The sequence below is a fragment of the Nonomuraea sp. NPDC052129 genome (genome assembly GCF_040680095.1).
Taxonomy (GTDB): domain Bacteria; phylum Actinomycetota; class Actinomycetes; order Streptosporangiales; family Streptosporangiaceae; genus Nonomuraea.
Window position 1 is genome coordinate 33,997 of record NZ_JBFAVX010000006.1, and the last position, 18,188, is coordinate 52,184.

Below are 18,188 nucleotides of genomic sequence, written 5' to 3' on the forward strand. Positions count from 1 at the left end.
GGTCGGTCAGAGCTGGGCGGCGCGCGACTCCAAGTAGCGCTGCTCGGGGAGGCTGAGGGTGCGGCGGGCGGCCAGCTCGTACTGGGTGCGCGCCGCCTCCCGGTCGCCCGCGAGGTCCAGCAGATGCGCGTGTACGGCCAGCACCCGGTGATGCCCGGTGAGCGCCGGATCGGTCTCCGCCTTCGCCAGCCCCTCCAGCCCAGCCTGCGGCCCGTGGACCATGGCGACGGCGACGATCCGGTTGAGCGTGACCATGGGCCCCGGCGCGATGCCGTCGAGCAGGTCGTACAGGGCGAGGATCTGCCGCCAGTCGGTGTCCTCGGCCCGCGGCGCCTCGTCGTGCACGGCCGCGATGGCCGCCTGCACCTGGTAGGGGCCGAGCGGCGCGGCGGCCAGCGTCTCGGTGATCAGCTGGACGCCTTCGGCGATGGCCTCGGCGTCCCATTTGTCGCGGTCCTGCTCGGCCAGCGGCACCAGCCCGCCGTCGGGCCGGGTGCGGGCCGGGCGGCGGGCGTCGGTGAGCAGCATCAGGGCGAGCAGCGCGGCCACCTCACCGTCGCCGGGCAGGCGGTCGTGGAGCTGCCGGGTCAGGCGAATGGCCTCGCTGGACAGCTCCACGCGGTGCAACCTACCGCCGGAGCTGGCGGTGTAGCCCTCGTTGAAGATCAGATACAGCACGTGCAGCACCGCGGCCAGCCGCTCGGCCTGCTCGGCCTCGGGTGGCAGCGTGAACTCGGCGCCGCTGCTCTTGATGCGCTGCTTGGCGCGGCTGATGCGCTGCGCCACGGTCGGCTCGGGCACCAGCAGTGCGCGGGCGATCTCGGCGGTGCTCAGCCCGCCGACGGCGCGCAGTGTCAGCGCCACCTGGGAGACCGTGGTGAGCGCGGGATGACAGCAGAGCAGCAGAAGTGTGAGCGTGTCGTCCACGGCGGGCGAGGGATCCGGCTCCGGCGGTGCCAGGGCGGCGGCGGACTCCTCCCTGCGCCGCCGGGCGGACTCGCTGCGCCACAGCTCGATCCGCCTGCGGGCGGCGACGGTGATCAGCCAGCCCTTGGGATTGGCGGGCACACCTTCGTCGGGCCACTGTACGGCGGCCGCGAGCAAGGCCTCCTGCACGGCGTCCTCGCACAGGTCGAAGTCGCCGTAGCGCCGGACGACCGCGCCGAGGACCTGCGGCGCCAGCTCTCGCAGCAGCCCTTCCAAAATTCCCCCTCGAAACGTGTCGAATTCGGCGGCCCGGGTTCTACGTCCCCCATGACGGAAGGAAACCATCATGTTCGAGAACACCAGAGCCTTCAGCGGCTTCTCCACCGACGACATCCCGGCCGCCAAGCGGTTCTACGGCGAGACACTCGGCCTGCCCGTCTCCGAGGCCCACGGGATCCTCACGCTGCACATCGCGGGCGACCGCGACACGATCGTCTACCCGAAGGAGGATCACACGCCGGCGACGTTCACGATACTCAACTTCCCGGTCAGCGACATCGACAAGGCGGTGGACGAGCTGGTGGCGCGCGGGGTCGTCTTCGAGCGGCTGGAGGGCACCGACGACAAGGGCGTCAACCGGGTGAGCGGGCCGCTGATCGCCTGGTTCAAGGACCCGGCGGGCAACTGGCTGTCGGTGATCCAGCTGGACTGAGCTCACGAACTGTTCAGGTACGCCGGTACGGCCAGCACCCGGCGATGACCGCCGTCGGCCCCTGGCGTACACCTTCTCCACGTACTGCGACAGGACCAGCACCGGCAGGCCGGGGTGCGCGCGCCGGATCTCCAGCGCGGCGACCTCTAACCGAGGCGGGGCACGGCGTCCACCAGGGCGCGGGTGTAGGGGTGCCGGGGCCGCTGGAACACCTGCTCGACCGCGCCCTCCTCCACCACCCGGCCGTCCTTCATGACGAGCACCCGGTCGCTCACGTGGTGGACGACGCCCAGGTCGTGGGAGATGAACAGCAGGGCGGTGCCGTACTCGGCCTGGATCTCGGCCAGCAGGTCGAGCACCTGGGCCTGGATGGAGACGTCGAGCGCCGAGACGGGCTCGTCGCAGACGAGCACGTCGGGGTGGGGGGCGAGGGCCCTGGCGATGGCGACGCGCTGGCGCTGGCCGCCGGACAGCTCTCTGGGGTGGCGGGCGGCGTACGCGGCGGGCAGGCCGACGCGCTCCAGCAGGTCCAGTGCCCGCGCCCGGCGTTCGCGGCGGGGCAGGGCGAGCGGCTCGGTGACCAGGCGGCCGACGGTGTGGCGGGGGTCGAAGGAGTCGAGCGGGTTCTGGGAGATGAGCTGGACGCGCTGCCGCATGGGGCGCCGCTGGCGTTCCGGCAGCCCGCTCCACTGCCGCTGGTGCAGGCTCACCCGTCCCGTCTCGGGTTCGAGCAGGCCGAGGACGAGCCTGGCGAGCGTGGTCTTGCCGGAGCCGGACTCGCCGACGATGCCGAGCGTCTCGCCTTCGTGCAGGGTGAAGGAGACGTCGTCGACGACCCGGCGCGGTCCGTACGACCTGGTCAGGGCGGTGGCGGCGAGGACCTGCGCGGACGGGTTCGGGGCGCGGCGCGGGAGCGGCGGGCCGCCCGACAGGCGGGTGCCCCTGGAGGCGGCGGAGGGGACGGCGGCGAGCAGCGAGCGGGTGTAGTCGTGCGCGGGCGCCGACAGCACGCTCCGGACGGGCCCCTCCTCGACCACCCGGCCGTCCTTCATGACCAGGATCCGGTCGGCGATCGAGGCGACCACGGCGAGGTCGTGGCTGATCAGCAGCAGTGCCGTCCCGGTGGCCTTGCGCTCGGCGAGCAGCCGCAGGATCTGGGCCTGCACGGTGACGTCGAGCGCGGTGGTGGGCTCGTCCGCGATGATCAGCTTGGGTTCGGCGGCGATGGCCGAGGCGATCAGCACCCGCTGCCGCAGCCCGCCGGACAGCTGGTGCGGGTGCTGGCGGGCGCGGGCGGCCGGGTCGGGGACGCCGACCGCGTCGAGCAGCTCCAGCACCCGTTCCGGGCGCCGGGCGCGGGGAACGACCTCGTGTACGGCCAGCACCTCGCCGATCTCGGCGGCCACGGTACGCAGCGGATCGAGCGAGACCAGCGCGTCCTGCAGCACCAGCCCGGCGAACCCGCCGCGCAGCCGCCGCCAGTCGGCCGGGCGGAAGTTCCGGGCATCCCTGCCGGACAGGTCGAACGTACGGGCCTCGACCCGGGAACCCGGCCCGGCCAGACCGAGCAGCGACCGGGCGGTGACGCTCTTGCCGGAGCCGGACTCGCCGACGATCGCCACGCACTCCCCCGCCGCGACCGACAGCGAGACACCGCGCACCACCTCGGTCCCGCCGAAGCTCACCCGCAGATCCGCCACGGCCACCAGCGGGAGGTCCGAGCCGGGCGCGCGGCCGGGCGCCGCGTCCTCTTCCTGGAACGTGGTCATGGCGTCCTTCCCTCGAAGCGGCGCTGCAGCCGCCGCCCCAGCACGGTCAGGCAGACGACGGTCAAGGTGATCGCGACGCCCGGGAACAGCGCCTCCCACCAGGCGACGCGCAGGTAGTTGCGGGCCTCGGCGAGCATGGCGCCCCACTCGGCGGCCGGCGGCTGGGGTCCCATGCCGAGGAAGCTGAGCCCCGACGCGCCGATGACGGCCTGGCCGAGCCCGATGGTGGCCAGCACCGGGATCGGGCCCAGCACGTTCGGCAGCACGTGCTGGGCGGTGATGGCCGCGCGGGAGCGGCCGAAGGTCACGGCCTGTTCGACGTACCCGGCGTAGCGGACCACGAAGGTCTGGGCCCGGATCACCCGGGCGTAGTTGGGGATCTGCGCGACGGCGATCGCGAAGATCACGCTCCCGGTGCCGGGGCCGGTGATCGCGATGACGAGCAGCGCCAGCAGCAGTTCGGGCAGGGTCGACAGCACGTCGAACGAGCGGGCCAGCGCCTCGTCCAGCCATTTGGGCGACAGCCCGGCGGCCAGGCCGAGCAGGATGCCGGAGGTGACGGCCACGGCGGTGGCCGAGACGCCGATGCTGAGGGAGTGCCGGGCGCCGTGCACAACCCTGGACAGCACGTCCCTGCCGAGGTGGTCGCTGCCGAACCAGTGCGCGCCGCCGGGCGGGGTCAGCGCGCGCAGCGGGTCGGCCGACAGCGGGTCCACGCCGGTGAGCAGGCCGGGCACGGCGACGGCCAGCGCCAGCAGGATCAGGAAGGCGACGGGTACGAGGGTCCTGGCCGGCACGCTCAGCCCCCGATCCTGGGGTCGATGGCGCGGTAGGCCAGGTCGAGCAGCGTGCTGATGGTCACGTACGCGATCGCCGACAGCAGCACCACGGCCATCACCACCGGCATGTCCCGCCCGGTGACCGCCTGCATCGCGACCTGGCCGAGCCCCGGGCGGCCGAACAGCACCTCGGTGATCACCGTCCCGCCGAGCAGCGTGCCGGTGAACCACCCGGCCAGCGTCACGGCCGGGATCAGCGCGTGCCTGAGCGCGTGCCTGGCGACCAGGGCCCGCTCGGTCAGGCCGCGTGCCCTGGCCGTGACCGCGAACGGCTGCTCCAGCGCGCGTTCGAGCCCGCCGCGCAGCACCTGCCCGAGCACGCCGGCGATCGGCAGGCCGAGCGCCAGCGCGGGCAGGACGAGCGCCTGCGGCCCCGAGGCGCCGGAGACCGGGAACCAGCCGAACGTGAACGAGAACACCGACAGCAGCACGATCCCGATGAGGAACGGCGGCACCGAGACCGACACCAGCTCGGCGGCCGAGGCCGCGCCGCGCGACCAGCGGCCCCGGCCCGCGGTGGCCAGCGCGATTACCCCGGCGAGCGACACTCCGGTCGCCGCGGCGGCGAGCGTGAGCTGGAGCGTCGGGCCGATCTGGGTGGCGAGGATCTCGCCGACGCCGCGCTGGAGCTGGTACGAACGACCGAGGTCGCCGTGCAGCAGCCGCCACAGGTAGGACAGGTATTGGACCACCTCGGGACGGTCGAGCCCCCATTCGGCGACGATCCTGGCCCGGATCTCCGGGGTGTCGGCGCCGTCGCCGATCAGGATGTCGATGGTGTCGCCCGGGGCCAGGAGCAGCGCGACGTAGGAGGAGGTGGCGGCGGCCCAGAGCACGGCCAGCCCGGTGCCCAGACGTTTGATCATGTGTCGGCCTGGACGTCGTAGGCGTTGCGCGGCGTGCCCGAGCCCGGGTCGAAGCCGAGGCCGCGCACGCCGTTCTGGGCGGCCAGCTGGTCGGCGGGCACGTAGATCGGGAAGGCGACGGCCTTCTCGGTCACCACGGCGCGCTGCACCCGGGTGTAGAGGTCCTTGCGGAGTGCCTGGTCGGCGGTGGTGGACGCCTGGGTCAGCCACTTGTCCACTTGGGGGTCGGAGAAGTGGGTGCGGTTGATGGCCCCCTTGCTCGGCAGGATGAGGTTGAGCGCGGCGCCGACGTCGGAGTCGCCGCGGGAGTTCTCAAAGATCTCGTACTGGTTCTCGTCCACGGCCTTCTGCGCCGTTCCCTGGTCGACGATCTTCACCTGGAAGTCGATGCCCGCGCTCTGCTTGACCTGGGCCTGGATGGCCTGGGCGAGGATGTCACGGCGGTCCCTGACGTACGGCGCCGCGGAGACGCTGCGTACGGTGAGCCGCTTGCCGTCCTTGACCCTGAAGCCCTCGCTGTCGCGCTGCCGCCAGCCGGCCTCGTCGAGCAGCGCGTTGGCCTTGGCGGTGTCGCCGCCGAAGGTGTGCTCCAGCGACGGGTCGTAGAACGGGCTCGCCTTGCCGACGATGCTCCACGCCCTGGTGGCGGTGCCCTGGTAGACGGAGGCGAGGACGGCGTCGACGTCCACGGCCTCGCGGAAGGCCTGCCGTACGCGCTGGTCGTCGAAGGGGGCGTGCGAGACGTTGAAGTAGTAGATGAAGGAGGTGCCCGAGTTGAGCGCGGTCTGGAAGGCGTGCTCCTTCTTGATCAGGCTCACGTCGGTGGCGGGGACGCCCTCGATGACCTGCACCTGACCGGAGGTGAGCGCGCCGACGCGGACCGCGGCCTCGGGCAGGAAGCGGTAGGTGATCTCGGAGAGGTAGGCGGGCCCCTGGTGCCCGGCGCTCGGCGGCGCCCACTTGTAGGCGGGGTTGCGGTGGTAGTGGAGCTCCTGGCCCTGTACGTACCGATCGAGGATGAATGGCCCGGTGCCCACCAGGTCGGGGCCGCCGAACTTGAGGTTCTTGGCCGTCTTCAGCGACTTGGGCGAGACCTGCCCGCCGTACGGCGAGGCCAGGAAGTCGAGGAACAGCCCGTCCGGCTTCTTGAGCGTGACCTTCACCGTGGTGGGCGACACCACCTCGGCCTTGTCGAAGGCGGCCAGCTGGATCGCCGCCACGGCCGCGTTGTAGCCCGGCACCAGGAACTGCTCCAGGTTGGCCTTGACCGCCGCCGCGTCGAACTTCGTGCCGTCGTGGAAGGTCACGTCGTCGCGCAGCTCGAAGGTGTAGGCCAGCCCGTCGGGCGAGACCTTCCACGCCTTCGCCAGCCACGGCTGGAACGAGCCGTCGCGACTGCGGGACAGCAGCGCGTCGAACTGGTTGAACACCAGCAGCCTGACCTTGTTCTGCGCCCACTGCTGCGGGTTCAGGGTGATGGGCTGCGTCTCGATCGCCCAGGTCAGGGTGGTGCTCTGGGCCTGCTGGGCGGACGGCTGGGAGCCGCAGGCGGCCAGGGCGAGCATGAGGACGACCAGGGTCCGCTTCATGCGCGGCCGTCCCAGGCGTCGGCCAGCAGCTCGTAGGAGCGTACGCGGGCAGCGTGGTCGTGGGTGATGGTCGTGACCAGCAGCTCGTCGGCGCCCGTCACCCGCCGCAGCACGCGCAACTGCTCGGCAACGGCGCCCGGCGTGCCGACGAACCGCGTGTCGATCCGGTCCTTCACCAGCGCCAGGTCCTCGGCGCTCCAGAAGTGCGCGTCGGCTTCCTCGGGTGTCGGGTACGTCCTGGCGCCCGCCCCGGTCCTGATGCTGCGTACCCACAGCCCGTACGGCTTGGCCAGCTCCCGCGCGGTCGCGTCGTCGTCGGCCACGACGACGTCGGCCGACACGATCACGTAGGGCTCGGCCAGGGCCTTCGACGGTTTGAACGCCTTCCGGTAGCCCTCGACGGCTTCGAGCACGCTGGACGGGCTGACGTGGTAGTTGGCCGCGAACGGCAGCCCGCGTTCGCCCGCCACCTGGGCGCTCTGGCCGCCGCTGCTGCCGAGGATCCACAGCTCCACCTCCGCCCCCTCGCCGGGCACGGCGTGCGCTTGGTGGTCGCCGGTCAGGAACGCGATGACGTCGTCGATCTGCTCGGCGAAGTCGGGCGTCTGAGCGCCGGGCTGCTGGAGCAGCGAGGCGTGGAAGGCGAGCTGCGGGTGCGCGGCGAGCCTGGACCAGTCGAACGGCGGCGGAATGAGCAGCCCGTCGACCACCCGCCCCGCCGCCTCCCCGCCGGGCGCGGCGCCGGCGGAGGCCGGTGGCGCGGGATCGCCACGGGAGGGCTTCGCCGGGGCGGCCTCGGCGGTGAGTTCGGCGCGGCGTTGGCCGGAGCGGCCGATGCCGAGGTCGATCCGGCCCGGATACAGCGCGTCGATCAGCCCGAACTGCTCCACCACCGACAGCGGCGTCTGATGCCCGAGCTGCACGGCTCCCGATCCGACCCTGATCCGGCCGGTGGCCGCCGCCACCAGGCCGATGAGCACGGCCGGGGCCGAGCTGGCCACACCGGGGGCGAAATGGTGCTCGGCCAGCCAGTAGCGGCGATAGCCGAACGATTCGGCCCGCCGGGCCAGGTCGAGGGTGTTGAGCAGGGCGTCACGCGCGGTGCCGCCGGAGGGGATGGGGGCGAGGTCGAGGATGGACAGCGTCACGCGGCACCTCCGGGGAACGGCCTGCTGGGGATCTCCTGGCGCAGTACGGGCGCGATCTCCGCCTGGAACAGCTCCAGCGCGTCCCGGTGCTGCTTGGTCGTGAGCCCGTCGGCGTCGGCGTGCAGGTGCATGACCTCGTGCCCGAACCGCTGGTGATAGCGCAGCACTTTGTCGATGATCTGCTGCGGGCTGCCGACCAGGATCGAACTGCGTTCGATGGCGTCCTCCAGCGTGGCGAAGACCGGATCGATCCCGAGCTTGGCGAACAGCGCCAGCCGGGCGTCGAAGATCGGCCGGTAGGTCTCGATCGCCTCCTGCGAGGTGCGGGCCGCGTAGTAGCCCGCCGTCCCCGCCCCGACCAGCGCGTCGGCCGGGTCGTGCCCGTAACGGACCCATTGCTTGCGGTAGTAGTCGATCAGGTCGGCGTACGGCTCGATGGGGTTGGTGACGTTCGCGGAGAACAGCGGGTCGCCGTAGTAGGCGGCCAGGTCCACCGACTCCTTGCTCGTGGCGCTGCCGTGCCAGATCCTGATCGGCCGCTGGAGCGGCCGGGGCCAGGTCTCGGCCTCGGTCAGCGCGGGACGGAACCGGCCCGACCAGGTGACCTTGTCCTCCCGCCAGAGGCGGCGGAACAGGTCGTACCCTTCGCGGTTGCGGTCCCACTGGTCCTCGGCGGTGACGTGGAAGAGCTGGGCCTGCGCCGCCCCGTTCCCCTTGCCGATGATCAGCTCCAGCCTGCCGTCCGAGAGGTGGTCGAGCGTGGCGTAGTCCTCGAAGGCGCGTACGGGATCGAGCAGGCTCAGCGTGGTGACCGCGGTGAACAGCCGGATCCTGGACGTCTTGGCCGCGATGTGACTCAGCACCACCGGTGGCGAGGAGGAGATGAACGGCCGCTCGTGCCGCTCCCCCACCCCGAACCCGTCGAAGCCCAGCTCCTCGGCCAGCACCGCGTTGTCGACGACCTCGCGAAACCGCTCTGTGTGCGACCGCTTGTCGTTATGGACGATTAACGTGATGGCCAGAAATTTCATGACACCTCCGCATAGCGGCTGGCCGGGCGCGGCAGGCCGAGCAGCCCGCGCAGCGTCGTGGCCTCGTACGAGCGCCTGAACGCCCCACGCCCGCGCAGCTCCGCCGTCAGCCCTCGGGTGATCGCCTCCAGGTCGTACGGCAGCGCGCCGGGGCGCAGCCGGAACCCCTCGATCCCGGCCCGCCGCCACTGGAGCAGCAGCTCCGCCAGCTCCTCCGGTGTGCCGGTGAAGATCGCGGCGTCGGAACGCAGCTCGGCCCCGTCGAGCTGGTCGAGGCGGGCCTTGCGCTCGGCCGCGTCGTCGCCCAGGAACACCACCAGGTCGGCGAAGACCCGCAGCTCCGCCGACAGCTTCCTGACCTCCTCGACGATGCCGCGCGCCTGGTCGGCGGAGTGCGGCGTGACGTACACGACGTCGGCGCCGCCCGCGGCGAACTCGTACGGCAAGCGCGCGTGGGCGAGCGCCGTGACCACCGGCTGGCCCTGCGGCGGCCGAGGCGTGATCGACGGCCCGCGCACCGAGAAGAACCGCCCGGCGAAGTCGATGTAGTGAAGCTTGTCCCGGTCGATGAAGCGGCCGGTCGGCAGGTCGCGGATCTCCGCGTCGTCCTCCCAGCTGTCCCAGAGCCGCCGTACGACCTCGACCGCGTCGGCGGCCTCCTCGAACAACGCCCGGACGTGCTCGTCATCGATCGAGACGGGCCCGTCCAGCCGGGGGAACGGGCGGCGCCCGAAATGCGCCGCCTCGGTGCTTCTGGCCGAGATCTGCGGCCGCCACCCGGCTCGCCCGCCGCTGACGTGGTCGAGCGTGGCGATGCCGATAGCCACGTGGAACGGCTCGGTGTGCGTGGTCGTGGCCGTCGGTACCAGCCCGATCCGGCTGGTGAGCGGCGCCAGCCGGGCGGCCAGCAGTACCGCGTCGAAGCGCCCGCGTACCTGGTCGGCCCGCGCGTCGGGCCCGTCCGGCAGGGTCGACTGGAGGCTGAGCGAGTCCTCGATCGTGACGAAGTCGAGCAGCCCCCGCTCGGCCTCGGCCACCAGCGCCGCCCAGTAGCGGGCCGAGAAGATCGCCTCAGGTTGCGCGGACGCCTCGCGCCAGGCGGCGGGATGCCAGCCGGCGCCGGCCAGCGCGACGGCGATATGCAGGGTCACTAGGGCACCATCCTTCTGGTGGGCATGGTCACGGTGCTCGCTGTCACGACAGCTCCAGGTGCTCGCGCAGCGTGGTGCCGGTGTAGTCGGTACGGAAGGCGCCGCGTTCCTGCAGCAGCGGCACCACGCGGTCCACGAACTCGTCGAGCCCGCCGGGCGTCAGATGCGGCACCAGGATGAACCCGTCCGCCGCGTCCGCCTGGACGTGCTCGTCGATCTGGCGGGCCACGCCCGCCGGAGTCCCGACGAACGTCTGCCGCCCGGTCACCTCGATCACCAGCTCGCGGATCGTCAGCTTCTTCTCCTCGGCCAGCGCCCGCCATTTCGCGGCCACCGCCGCCCGGTCGCCGAACGGCACCCGCCCCTGCGAGACGCCCTCCGACAGGTCGGGCTCGACGTCCGGCAGCGGCCCGTCCGGGTCGTAGGCCGACATGTCACGACCCCACACCTGCTCGATGAAGGCGGTCGCGGTCTGCGGGCCGACCTGCTGGCGGCGAATGGCGGCCGCGTTCTCGGCGGCCTCCTCCTCGGTGTCACCCAGCGCGTACGTGGCCGCGGGCATGATCTTCAGCTGGTCCGGCTCGCGGTGGTAGCGCGCCAGGCGGCCTTTGACATCGGCGTAGAAGGCCCGGCCGTCCTCCAGCGTGCCGTGGCGGCTGAAGATCACATCGGCCGTGGCGGCGGCGAACTCCCTGCCCTCGTCGGAGTCCCCGGCCTGGATGATGACGGGGTGCCCCTGAGGGCCGCGCGGCAGGGTGAACTGCCCTTCGACGGTGAAGTGCGGACCCTCGTGGTGGACGGTTCCGATGGCGGCGGGGCGGACGAACTGGGCTTGGCTCTTGTCGGCGAGGTGCGCGCCCGGCTGCCAGGAGTCCCAGAGCTCGCGCGAGAGGCGGACGAACTCGGCGGCGCGGGTGTAGCGGTCGGCGCGGTCGAGGTAGCCGCCACGCCGGAAGTTCTCGCCGGTGAAGGCGTCGGAGGTGGTCACCACGTTCCAGGCGGCCCGGCCGTCGCTGAGGTGGTCCAGCGTGGACAGGCGCCTGGCCAGTTCGTACGGCTCGTTGAAGGTGGCGTTGACGGTGCCCGCGAGCCCGAGGCGCTCGGTGACGGCGGCCAGCGCGCTCAGCACGGTGAGCGCCTCGGGGCGGCCGACCACGTCGAGGTCGTGGATACGGCCTTTGAGCTCGCGCAGCCGCAGCCCTTCGGCCAGGAAGAAGAAGTCGAACTTGCCCCGCTCTGCCGTCCTGGCCAGGTGGGCGAACGAGGCGAAGTCGATCTGGCTGCCGGAGCGGGGGTCGGCCCAGACCGTGGTGTTGTTCACGCCGGGGAAGTGGGCCGCGAGGTGGATCCGCTTGCGCGTCACTGGTCGCGGAGGTTCGGGTGAGTGGAGTGGGACATCGCGCCTCCTTGAATGCCTACACAAACAGTAGGAAAAGAGGGTTTTTATGTCAATGGCCACGAGGGAACTCCAGACGAGTGGCGAAGACGGGCCGGGCCGTCGCTTCAGAACAGGCCCCGGATCCGCGTACCGCCCGATCGCGCGGGGCCGACAGGCGGCTTTATCCGGGCGCGGCCGCGACGGCTTTAGCCGGGTGGGTTCAGCAGGCCGCGCAGGATGCGGGTGAGCTCGGTCGCGTCGTCCGGCGGCAGGCCGGCGGCCAGCCGGGCCAGGTTGGCGGCGTGCTCGGTGAGCGCGACGTCGATGACCCGCCGCCCCTCCTCGGTGAGCGCGATGCGGAAGCTGCGCCGGTCGGCCGGGTCGAGACTCCGCTCGACCATTCCCGCCGCCTCCAGCCGGTCGAGGCGGTTGGTCATGCCGGCCCGCGACATCATCAGCGTCGCCGACAGCTCCGACGGGATCAGGGTGTACGGGGGCCCGCCCCTGCGCAGCGCGGACAGCACGTCGAACTCCCCTTGGCGCAGCCCGTGACGCGCGAACACCTGCTCGACCGCCGCCTCCGCGACCCGCGCCACCATCGCGATCCGGCCGAACACCGCCATGGCCGACAGATCCAGATCCGGCCGCTCACGGCGCCACTGCTCCAGAATCACGTCGATCGCGTCCCGTGACTGGTCAGATGCCTGCTCTTCAGGCGCGCCGTTCATGCGCTCGATCCTATTCGGCCCGCGATGGTCGGCCCCCGAACCCATCACGGTGCAGTGGGCCCCCGAACCACCCACGGCCCTTTGGGCGATGGCTTGGATATGCGCAACTTTATTTGCGCAACTTTTCTTTCGCTTCTATGGTGGAGTCATGGCCACGCATGAGACCCGCCGCCTCAGCGATCTCGACGAGCTCAAGGCGTTCACGCACCCACTGCGGTTGAAGCTCTACCGGGCCTTGATCGTGGCGGACACGGCCACCGCCTCCCAGCTGGCCGACCAGGTCGACGAGGCCGTCTCCCTGGTCAGCTACCACCTGCGCAAACTCGCCGCGCACGGCCTCATCGAGGAGGCCGCGCCACAGACCGGCGACGGCAGGGAGCGCTGGTGGCAGGTCGCCTCGCACCACGTCAGCGCCAGGGCCCCGTCCCCGGAGGAGGGCCCGGAGATCGTCGCCGCCCGCACCGCCCTGTCCCGTGTGGCCTCCCGGATCCAGGGCGAGATGTACCAGCGCTACCTCGACGAGCAGCCCGCCTGGCCCGCCGAGTGGCGCGGCGCCGCGTTCGCCAGCGAATACCTGGCCTCGCTCACCGCCGAGGAGCTGCGACTGCTCGGCCAAGAGATGGACGCGGTCGTCGAGAAGTGGTGGGCGCGCGGCAAAGCCGCCGAGGCGGCGGGCGACACCGAGGGGCGCGAGCACGTCGCCCTGCAGTTCTTCGGATTCCCGTTCCGGGCCTGAGCGTCATGGCCCCCGAGACTTCCAGGAGGTCGGCACATGCACGCCGACACGCACCTCTACACCGAACGCCACAGAGCCGCCGAGTTACGAGCCGAGGCCACCAGGCGGCGCCTGCTCCGAGACTGCCGGCGCGAGCTCCCGCCCAGGTGGGCGACCGGCGTGACGGCGCTCGGCTGGACCATGGTGTCGGCCGGCCTGCGCCTGATCAGCCTGCCCCGGCGGCCATCGGGCACCGTCCCGCGCTTCGGTGATCACCACTGATATCCTTATGGCGTAAGGAGATTATGGCGTTAGGGATTATCGCGTCCGTGGGAGGGTTGTCAGGTGGTGGTCTTCGCCGGCCAGGGAGACGCGCGCCGCTCGATGGCCCTGCTGTGGCGCGCGACGGGACCAGGCCCGCGCACCGGTCCCGGCCCCAAGCCGGGGCTGAGCGTGGACATGATCGTGGACACCGCGATCGCGGTCGCCGACGAGCAGGGCATGGCGGCCCTGTCCATGCGCGCGGTGGGCGAACGCCTCGGCCGTACGGCGATGGCCCTCTACACGTACGTGCCCAGCAAGAGCGAGCTGATCGACCTGATGCACGACCGCGCCCTGGCCGAACTGCCCACCGGCTACGACCTCGGACCGGGCTGGCGGGCGGCCGTGACCTCGTGGGCCGAGGACGTCCGGGCGTTCTACGTACGCCATCCGTGGGTCCTGCAGGTGTCGCAGGCGCGGCCGGTGCTGGGGCCCAACGAGTTCGTGATGATGGAGACGATGGTGGGCGTCTTGCGCGCGACCGGGCTGCGCGCCGGTCCGCTGCGGGGCGTCGTCTCGCTGCTGACCGATTTCGTCCGGGGCGCGGCCAGGACGGTCGCGGAGTCACGGCAGGCGCCGGCGGCGACCGGGGTGTCCGACGAGGAGTGGTGGTACGCCCGATCGGCCCTGCTCGAAGAGGTCGCCCCCGGTTTCGCCGAACGATTCCCGATGGTCGCCTGGATCGAGACCGACGACCCGCCTCCCCCGCCGCCCCGCGAAACCCCGCAGTCCGGGCAGGCCACGACATACCTGGAAGACAAGGCACGACCGGCCTTCGCCGCCGGGCTCACCGTGGTCCTCGACGGGATCGAGGCGGCCATCGACCGGGCGGGCGTCAGACCAGCAGGCTGAGCTTCGGGTCGCCGCCGGTGTACCACTCGGTGGCGAGCAGCCGGTCGCGTGTCGCCTCGGGCAGGGCGGTCAGCAGCCCCATCGAGGCGCCGCGCTCGATCTCCGACTCGTGCGCCCGCACCGCCGCCCACTTGCGCTCCACCCATGGCCGGACGTCCACGGTGGCGGTGACCTCGTCGTCGGGTATCCCGGGCAGCGTCTGGTCGCCGCCGGGCGCGGCTCCGAAGAGGTCCTCCCAGGCGGACCGTACGATCGACCGCGGCAGGGTCACCAGATAGAGCGCACCCGGCCGCCACGGCGGGCCGGCGGCGGGATAGAGCTGGTCGTACCCGGCGGCTTCGACGGCCGCCAGGGTCACCCGGTGCGTGTGGACATGATCCGGATGGCCGTAACCGCCGTACCCGTCATAGGTGATCACCACATCGGGCCGGAAGTCTCGGATGTGCCCGACCAGCCGCCCGACCGCCTCGTCCAGCGGCGCGTCGACGAAGCGGGCGGCGCCCGGCGCCGACAGCCCGGCATTGCCGTCGGCGTACCCGAGCAGTCGCGGCTGGCCCGCGCCGAGGATCTCCAGCGAGCGCGCCAGCTCGGCGACCCGGCGCGTGCCCTCGGTCCACGTGCAGGTGACGACGCCCGTCCTGGCGCCCGCGTCGGCGAACCGGGCGAGCGTTCCACCGGTCCACAACGCCTCGTCGTCAGGATGCGCGTGCACGCACAGCAGGCTCGGCTCGGTCACGGATCCCCCTAGATCATCAGCCCGACGCCTGACGACGATACCGGCCCGAAAGCGGTAACGGCCCGAAAAGCCCCGCCCGCCGGGCTTCTCCTCGCCAGCAGACAAATACGTTGCTCCGCCTTCCCCCGCTGTGGCAGCGTCGGCCGGGACGGTATCCCGCGATCCAACAGGAGGTGTGGCACATGGCCACCAAGGTCCTCGGCGAAATCTCGGCTCACACTTCGACGCGAGAGGTCGCCTGACGCGTACCGGGCTCCTCGCGTTGGAGTGATCTTCCATCACGATCACGAGGAGCAAGAGTGTCTTCCCAACCATCCTTCGAGCCCCTGCTGGGCGCCGAGGGCAATCCCACGCCGGTGGTCCGGCACGGCGACGTCGTGCTGCGCCCGGCCGGACCGTGGACGGACAGCGTCCACGCGCTGCTGCTGCACCTGGAGAACGCGGGCTTCACCGGGAGCCCACGCCTGGTCGGCGACGGTTACGACGAGGAGGGACGAGACGCCGTGACCTACATCGACGGCGACTTCGTCCACCCGCACGCCTGGTCCGACGAGGGCGTGTGGCAGGCGGGCCGCCTGCTGCGCGAACTCCACGACGCGACGGCCGGGTTCCGGCCGCCGCCGGACGCGGTGTGGCAGCGGTGGCCGTTCCACAGCTCCGCGCCCGATGCGATCATCAGCCATCGGGACACGGGACCGTGGCACACGGTGGCCCGCGACGGCCGGCCGGTCGCGTACATCGACTGGACCAGCGCCGGTCCGATCGACCGGCTGGACGACGTGGCGGGTGCCGCGTGGTGGAACGCCCAGTTGCACGGCGACGACGTCGCCGAACGGCAGAGCCTGCCCGACGCGGAGACGCGCGCCGGTCAGCTGCGCCGCTTCCTCGACGGCTACGGGCTGTCCGCCGCCGAACGCGACGGCTTCGTCACGCGGATGATCGAATTCGCCATCCGTGACTGCGCGTCCGTGGCGGTCAGGTCGCGGATCACGCCCGAGAGTACGGACCCGGGCCCGCTGTGGGCCCTGGCCTGGCAGGCGCGGGCGGCGGCGTGGATGCTACGCCACCGGCCACTCCTGGAGAACGCCCTCACTGCGTAGTCGAACAACGGTGGCTGCCGTTCACCGAACGGCAGCCACCCCCACACCGCCACCCAGTTCACCGAACAGCGGCCACCTGCCACCCGGTTCACCGAGAGTCCGGCGCGCCCAGGTGGCCCAGCCCGTTGGCCAGCAGGGCGTATGCCCGCTCGGCGTCGCTCACCGCGCCCGGGTAGCGCTCGTCCGCGCTCTCGCCGCCCGCCAGCCGCATGGCGTTGTCAATCGTGAGGGTCCAGTGGACCGCCTGGATCTGGACGGCCGCCACGCGGGCGCTGAGCTCATCGACGCCCGCCGTCTCCCGCAGCGCACCGGCGAGTGCCTGCTCGGCCGCCGCCTGGAACCGGTGCATCCGGGCCGCCAGCGACGAGGTCTCGAAGACCATCCGGTAGAGCGCCACGATCGCGGGTATGTCGTTGAGCCCGCTGGCCGGATCACGCCTGGCCAGCGCGTCGAGGTAGTGCACCCGCAGCGCCTCCAGCGGCGTGACGTCCGCCGCGCGGGACTCGACCACCCGGGCGCTCTCCGTCTCGTGGTCGGCGAACCGCTGCACCACGAGATCTTCCTTGGCCGGGAAGTAGGCGAACAGCGTGCGCCTGGACACCTCGGCCGCCTCCGCCACCTGGGCCACCGACACCTGGTCGTACCCGTGCCGCAGGAACAGCTCGATCGCCGCTTCGGAGATCGCGGCGTGTGTCCGCTGCTTCTTGCGCTCGCGCAGTCCGGGCTCGCTCGTCACGCTCGTCACCTTATCAGAAATCTGCACTTGGACTTTTTCTGCACTGAGTATATATTCGCACTCAGACGAGAGAACCATGGGAAGAGGGCGGGTCATGAAGGACTTCGAGGTGGTCATCGCGGGTGCCGGGCCGACCGGCCTGATGCTGGCGTACGAGCTGGCACTGGCCGGGGTCGACACGCTCGTGCTGGAGAAGCTGCCCCAGCGCATCGAGCAGATGAAGGGCGGCGCCGTCCAGCCCCGCACGCTGGAGCTGCTGGAGCTGCGCGGGCTGGTGGAGCCGCTGCTGAGCCGGGCTCTGGTACGGGAACCGATCGGCGGCCATTTCGCGGCTCTGCCGGTGCCGCTGGACTGCGAGCCGTGGCGGACCCGGCATCCGTACCCGATCGCGGTTCCTCAGTGGGAGATCGAGGAGGTCCTGGAGGAGGCCGCGACCGCCCTAGGCGCGCGCGTCCTGCGCGACGCCGGGGTCACTGCGGTCGAGCAGGACACCGACGGGGTGACGGTGAGCGTGGGTGAGCGCCGGTTCCGGGCCGACTACCTGGTGGCGTGCGACGGCGGGCGGAGCACCGTACGCAAGCTGCTGGGCATGCCGTTCCCCGGCCGGGACGGGACGTTCGTGGCGGTGCTGGCCGACGTCCGGCTGTCCGCCACGTCGGCGTCGGTCCCCACGGCGCTGGGCCACATGAGCAGCCTGGTCCGCGAGGGCGGCGGCTACTGGGCGATGCTGGTTCCCATCGGTGGCGAGCGTTACCGGCTGACGTTCGGCAGCGAGGAGCAGGCAGACTACGGCCGCGACGCGCCGGTCACGGAGGAGGAGGTGGCCACCGCGCTACGGGCCGTCTATGGCGAGGAGACCGTGCTGCGCGCGGTGGACAACTCCTCGCGCTTCACCGACGCGACGCGGCAACTGGCGGACTACCGGGCGGGCCGCGTGCTGTTCGCGGGCGACGCCGCGCACATCCACCCGCCGTTCGGCGGGCAGGGCCTGAACCTCGGCGTGCAGGACGCGATCAACCTCGGCTGGCGGCTGGCCGCCACCCTCCAGGGCCGGGCGCCCGAGGGCCTCCTGGACCGCTACCAGGCCGAACGGCATCCGGTGGCCGCCCAGGTGCTGCACCACACGTCCGCGCAGCGCGTACTGAGCGCGCCTCGGCCCAGCGCGGACGTGGCCGCGCTGCGCGAGATCTTCAGCGACCTGCTGCGGCTGCCGGACGCCAACCGCCACATGGCGGGCCTGATGTCCGGCCTGTCGCTGGCCTACGACGTCGGCGGCGAGCATCCGCTGGCCGGGCAGCGGGTGCCGGACGCCGACCTGCTCGTCGGCTCGACGTCGACCCGGCTGTCCGGGCTGTTCGGCGCCGGGCACGCGGTCCTGCTCGACCTGGCCGGGATCGTCCCCGCCGAGTTCCGGCTGCCCGCGCGGGTCGATCTCGTACGGGCCAAGTGCGTGGACGACCTGGGCGCGGCGGCCCTGCTGCTGCGGCCCGACGGCTACGTGTGCTGGGCCGCCGACGACGCCGCCACCTGCGAGCGGGCCCTGACGTCCGCGCTGGGCGAGCACGTGGCCGCACTGGACTGAGCGCCACG

18 protein-coding genes are annotated in these 18,188 nt (G+C 71.9%); 6 read left to right on the forward strand and 12 right to left on the reverse strand.

The window, feature by feature from the left end:
• Positions 1 to 6 precede the first annotated feature (6 nt).
• On the reverse strand, positions 7 to 1,206 hold the full coding sequence (locus AB0L53_RS16115; protein WP_363994557.1) for a DUF6596 domain-containing protein: 1,200 nt from the start codon (positions 1,204 to 1,206) through the stop codon (positions 7 to 9).
• Between the two features lie 67 nt (positions 1,207 to 1,273).
• Here AB0L53_RS16115 and AB0L53_RS16120 point away from each other — a divergent pair, with 67 nt between their 5' ends.
• Positions 1,274 to 1,639 carry a VOC family protein gene (locus AB0L53_RS16120; protein ID WP_363993724.1) on the forward strand — a complete coding sequence of 122 codons (366 nt, stop codon included), beginning with the start codon at positions 1,274 to 1,276 and terminating at the stop codon, positions 1,637 to 1,639.
• A gap of 146 nt (positions 1,640 to 1,785) precedes the next feature.
• Here the strand turns inward: AB0L53_RS16120 and AB0L53_RS16125 are convergent, their stop codons facing one another.
• The 9 genes from AB0L53_RS16125 to AB0L53_RS16165 all read right to left on the reverse strand — a co-directional run bounded on the left by AB0L53_RS16125 (position 1,786) and on the right by AB0L53_RS16165 (position 12,138).
• Positions 1,786 to 3,408 (reverse strand): ABC transporter ATP-binding protein, encoded by a 1,623-nt coding sequence (locus AB0L53_RS16125; RefSeq protein ID WP_363993726.1) that lies wholly within the window; start codon positions 3,406 to 3,408, stop codon positions 1,786 to 1,788.
• A complete protein-coding gene (locus AB0L53_RS16130; RefSeq protein ID WP_363993728.1) occupies positions 3,405 to 4,205 on the reverse strand; it encodes an ABC transporter permease in 801 nt (266 codons plus the stop codon). Before AB0L53_RS16130 ends, AB0L53_RS16125 begins: the two co-directional genes overlap by 4 nt.
• Before the next feature lie 2 nt (positions 4,206 to 4,207).
• Positions 4,208 to 5,113 carry an ABC transporter permease gene (locus AB0L53_RS16135; RefSeq protein ID WP_363993729.1) on the reverse strand — a complete coding sequence of 302 codons (906 nt, stop codon included), beginning with the start codon at positions 5,111 to 5,113 and terminating at the stop codon, positions 4,208 to 4,210.
• Complete coding sequence (locus AB0L53_RS16140) at positions 5,110 to 6,702, reverse strand: ABC transporter substrate-binding protein (protein WP_363993731.1); 1,593 nt, start codon at positions 6,700 to 6,702, stop codon at positions 5,110 to 5,112. The genes AB0L53_RS16135 and AB0L53_RS16140 overlap by 4 nt, the downstream gene beginning before the upstream one ends.
• On the reverse strand, positions 6,699 to 7,850 hold the full coding sequence (locus AB0L53_RS16145; RefSeq protein ID WP_363993733.1) for an MsnO8 family LLM class oxidoreductase: 1,152 nt from the start codon (positions 7,848 to 7,850) through the stop codon (positions 6,699 to 6,701). Before AB0L53_RS16145 ends, AB0L53_RS16140 begins: the two co-directional genes overlap by 4 nt.
• A complete protein-coding gene (locus AB0L53_RS16150) occupies positions 7,847 to 8,881 on the reverse strand; it encodes an LLM class flavin-dependent oxidoreductase (RefSeq protein ID WP_363993735.1) in 1,035 nt (344 codons plus the stop codon). The genes AB0L53_RS16145 and AB0L53_RS16150 overlap by 4 nt, the downstream gene beginning before the upstream one ends.
• On the reverse strand, positions 8,878 to 10,032 hold the full coding sequence (locus AB0L53_RS16155; protein ID WP_363993737.1) for an LLM class flavin-dependent oxidoreductase: 1,155 nt from the start codon (positions 10,030 to 10,032) through the stop codon (positions 8,878 to 8,880). Before AB0L53_RS16155 ends, AB0L53_RS16150 begins: the two co-directional genes overlap by 4 nt.
• 43 nt (positions 10,033 to 10,075) lie before the next feature.
• On the reverse strand, positions 10,076 to 11,395 hold the full coding sequence (locus AB0L53_RS16160; RefSeq protein ID WP_363993739.1) for an NtaA/DmoA family FMN-dependent monooxygenase: 1,320 nt from the start codon (positions 11,393 to 11,395) through the stop codon (positions 10,076 to 10,078).
• A 221-nt stretch (positions 11,396 to 11,616) separates the two neighbouring features.
• Positions 11,617 to 12,138 carry a MarR family transcriptional regulator gene (locus AB0L53_RS16165; protein ID WP_363993741.1) on the reverse strand — a complete coding sequence of 174 codons (522 nt, stop codon included), beginning with the start codon at positions 12,136 to 12,138 and terminating at the stop codon, positions 11,617 to 11,619.
• Between the two features lie 148 nt (positions 12,139 to 12,286).
• Between AB0L53_RS16165 and AB0L53_RS16170 the strand changes: the two genes are divergently transcribed.
• From AB0L53_RS16170 to AB0L53_RS16180, 3 genes are all read left to right on the forward strand, one after another.
• A complete protein-coding gene (locus AB0L53_RS16170; RefSeq protein ID WP_363993743.1) occupies positions 12,287 to 12,874 on the forward strand; it encodes a helix-turn-helix domain-containing protein in 588 nt (195 codons plus the stop codon).
• Between the two features lie 36 nt (positions 12,875 to 12,910).
• Positions 12,911 to 13,135 (forward strand): hypothetical protein, encoded by a 225-nt coding sequence (locus AB0L53_RS16175; protein WP_363993745.1) that lies wholly within the window; start codon positions 12,911 to 12,913, stop codon positions 13,133 to 13,135.
• 63 nt (positions 13,136 to 13,198) lie between these two features.
• The gene (locus AB0L53_RS16180; RefSeq protein WP_363993746.1) at positions 13,199 to 14,026 is read left to right on the forward strand and encodes a TetR/AcrR family transcriptional regulator; all 828 of its coding nucleotides are present in this window, start codon (positions 13,199 to 13,201) and stop codon (positions 14,024 to 14,026) included.
• On the opposite strand, the gene AB0L53_RS16185 is transcribed toward AB0L53_RS16180, so the two are convergent.
• Positions 14,010 to 14,762 (reverse strand): PIG-L family deacetylase, encoded by a 753-nt coding sequence (locus tag AB0L53_RS16185; protein ID WP_363993748.1) that lies wholly within the window; start codon positions 14,760 to 14,762, stop codon positions 14,010 to 14,012. The two genes, AB0L53_RS16180 and AB0L53_RS16185, sit on opposite strands and share 17 nt — an antisense overlap.
• Before the next feature lie 299 nt (positions 14,763 to 15,061).
• Between AB0L53_RS16185 and AB0L53_RS16190 the strand changes: the two genes are divergently transcribed.
• On the forward strand, positions 15,062 to 15,862 hold the full coding sequence (locus tag AB0L53_RS16190; RefSeq protein WP_363993750.1) for an aminoglycoside phosphotransferase family protein: 801 nt from the start codon (positions 15,062 to 15,064) through the stop codon (positions 15,860 to 15,862).
• Positions 15,863 to 15,950: 88 nt separating this feature from the next.
• Here the strand turns inward: AB0L53_RS16190 and AB0L53_RS16195 are convergent, their stop codons facing one another.
• Complete coding sequence (locus AB0L53_RS16195) at positions 15,951 to 16,598, reverse strand: TetR family transcriptional regulator (protein ID WP_363993752.1); 648 nt, start codon at positions 16,596 to 16,598, stop codon at positions 15,951 to 15,953.
• 94 nt (positions 16,599 to 16,692) lie between these two features.
• On the opposite strand from AB0L53_RS16195, the gene AB0L53_RS16200 reads away from it, so the two are divergent.
• Positions 16,693 to 18,180 (forward strand): FAD-dependent monooxygenase, encoded by a 1,488-nt coding sequence (locus AB0L53_RS16200; protein WP_363993755.1) that lies wholly within the window; start codon positions 16,693 to 16,695, stop codon positions 18,178 to 18,180.
• Positions 18,181 to 18,188: the final 8 nt, after the last annotated feature.

What these genes read in the sequence shown, in the direction of transcription:
- AB0L53_RS16120 (WP_363993724.1), top strand. Translation starts at nt 1,274, where the DNA reads ATGTTCGAGAACACCAGAGCCTTCAGCGGCTTCTCCACCGACGACATC.
- AB0L53_RS16125 (WP_363993726.1), bottom strand. Translation starts at nt 3,408, where the DNA reads ATGACCACGTTCCAGGAAGAGGACGCGGCGCCCGGCCGCGCGCCCGGC.
- AB0L53_RS16135 (WP_363993729.1), bottom strand. Translation starts at nt 5,113, where the DNA reads ATGATCAAACGTCTGGGCACCGGGCTGGCCGTGCTCTGGGCCGCCGCC.
- AB0L53_RS16140 (WP_363993731.1), bottom strand. Translation starts at nt 6,702, where the DNA reads ATGAAGCGGACCCTGGTCGTCCTCATGCTCGCCCTGGCCGCCTGCGGC.
- AB0L53_RS16150 (WP_363993735.1), bottom strand. Translation starts at nt 8,881, where the DNA reads ATGAAATTTCTGGCCATCACGTTAATCGTCCATAACGACAAGCGGTCG.
- AB0L53_RS16165 (WP_363993741.1), bottom strand. Translation starts at nt 12,138, where the DNA reads ATGAACGGCGCGCCTGAAGAGCAGGCATCTGACCAGTCACGGGACGCG.
- AB0L53_RS16170 (WP_363993743.1), top strand. Translation starts at nt 12,287, where the DNA reads ATGGCCACGCATGAGACCCGCCGCCTCAGCGATCTCGACGAGCTCAAG.
- AB0L53_RS16175 (WP_363993745.1), top strand. Translation starts at nt 12,911, where the DNA reads ATGCACGCCGACACGCACCTCTACACCGAACGCCACAGAGCCGCCGAG.
- AB0L53_RS16200 (WP_363993755.1), top strand. Translation starts at nt 16,693, where the DNA reads ATGAAGGACTTCGAGGTGGTCATCGCGGGTGCCGGGCCGACCGGCCTG.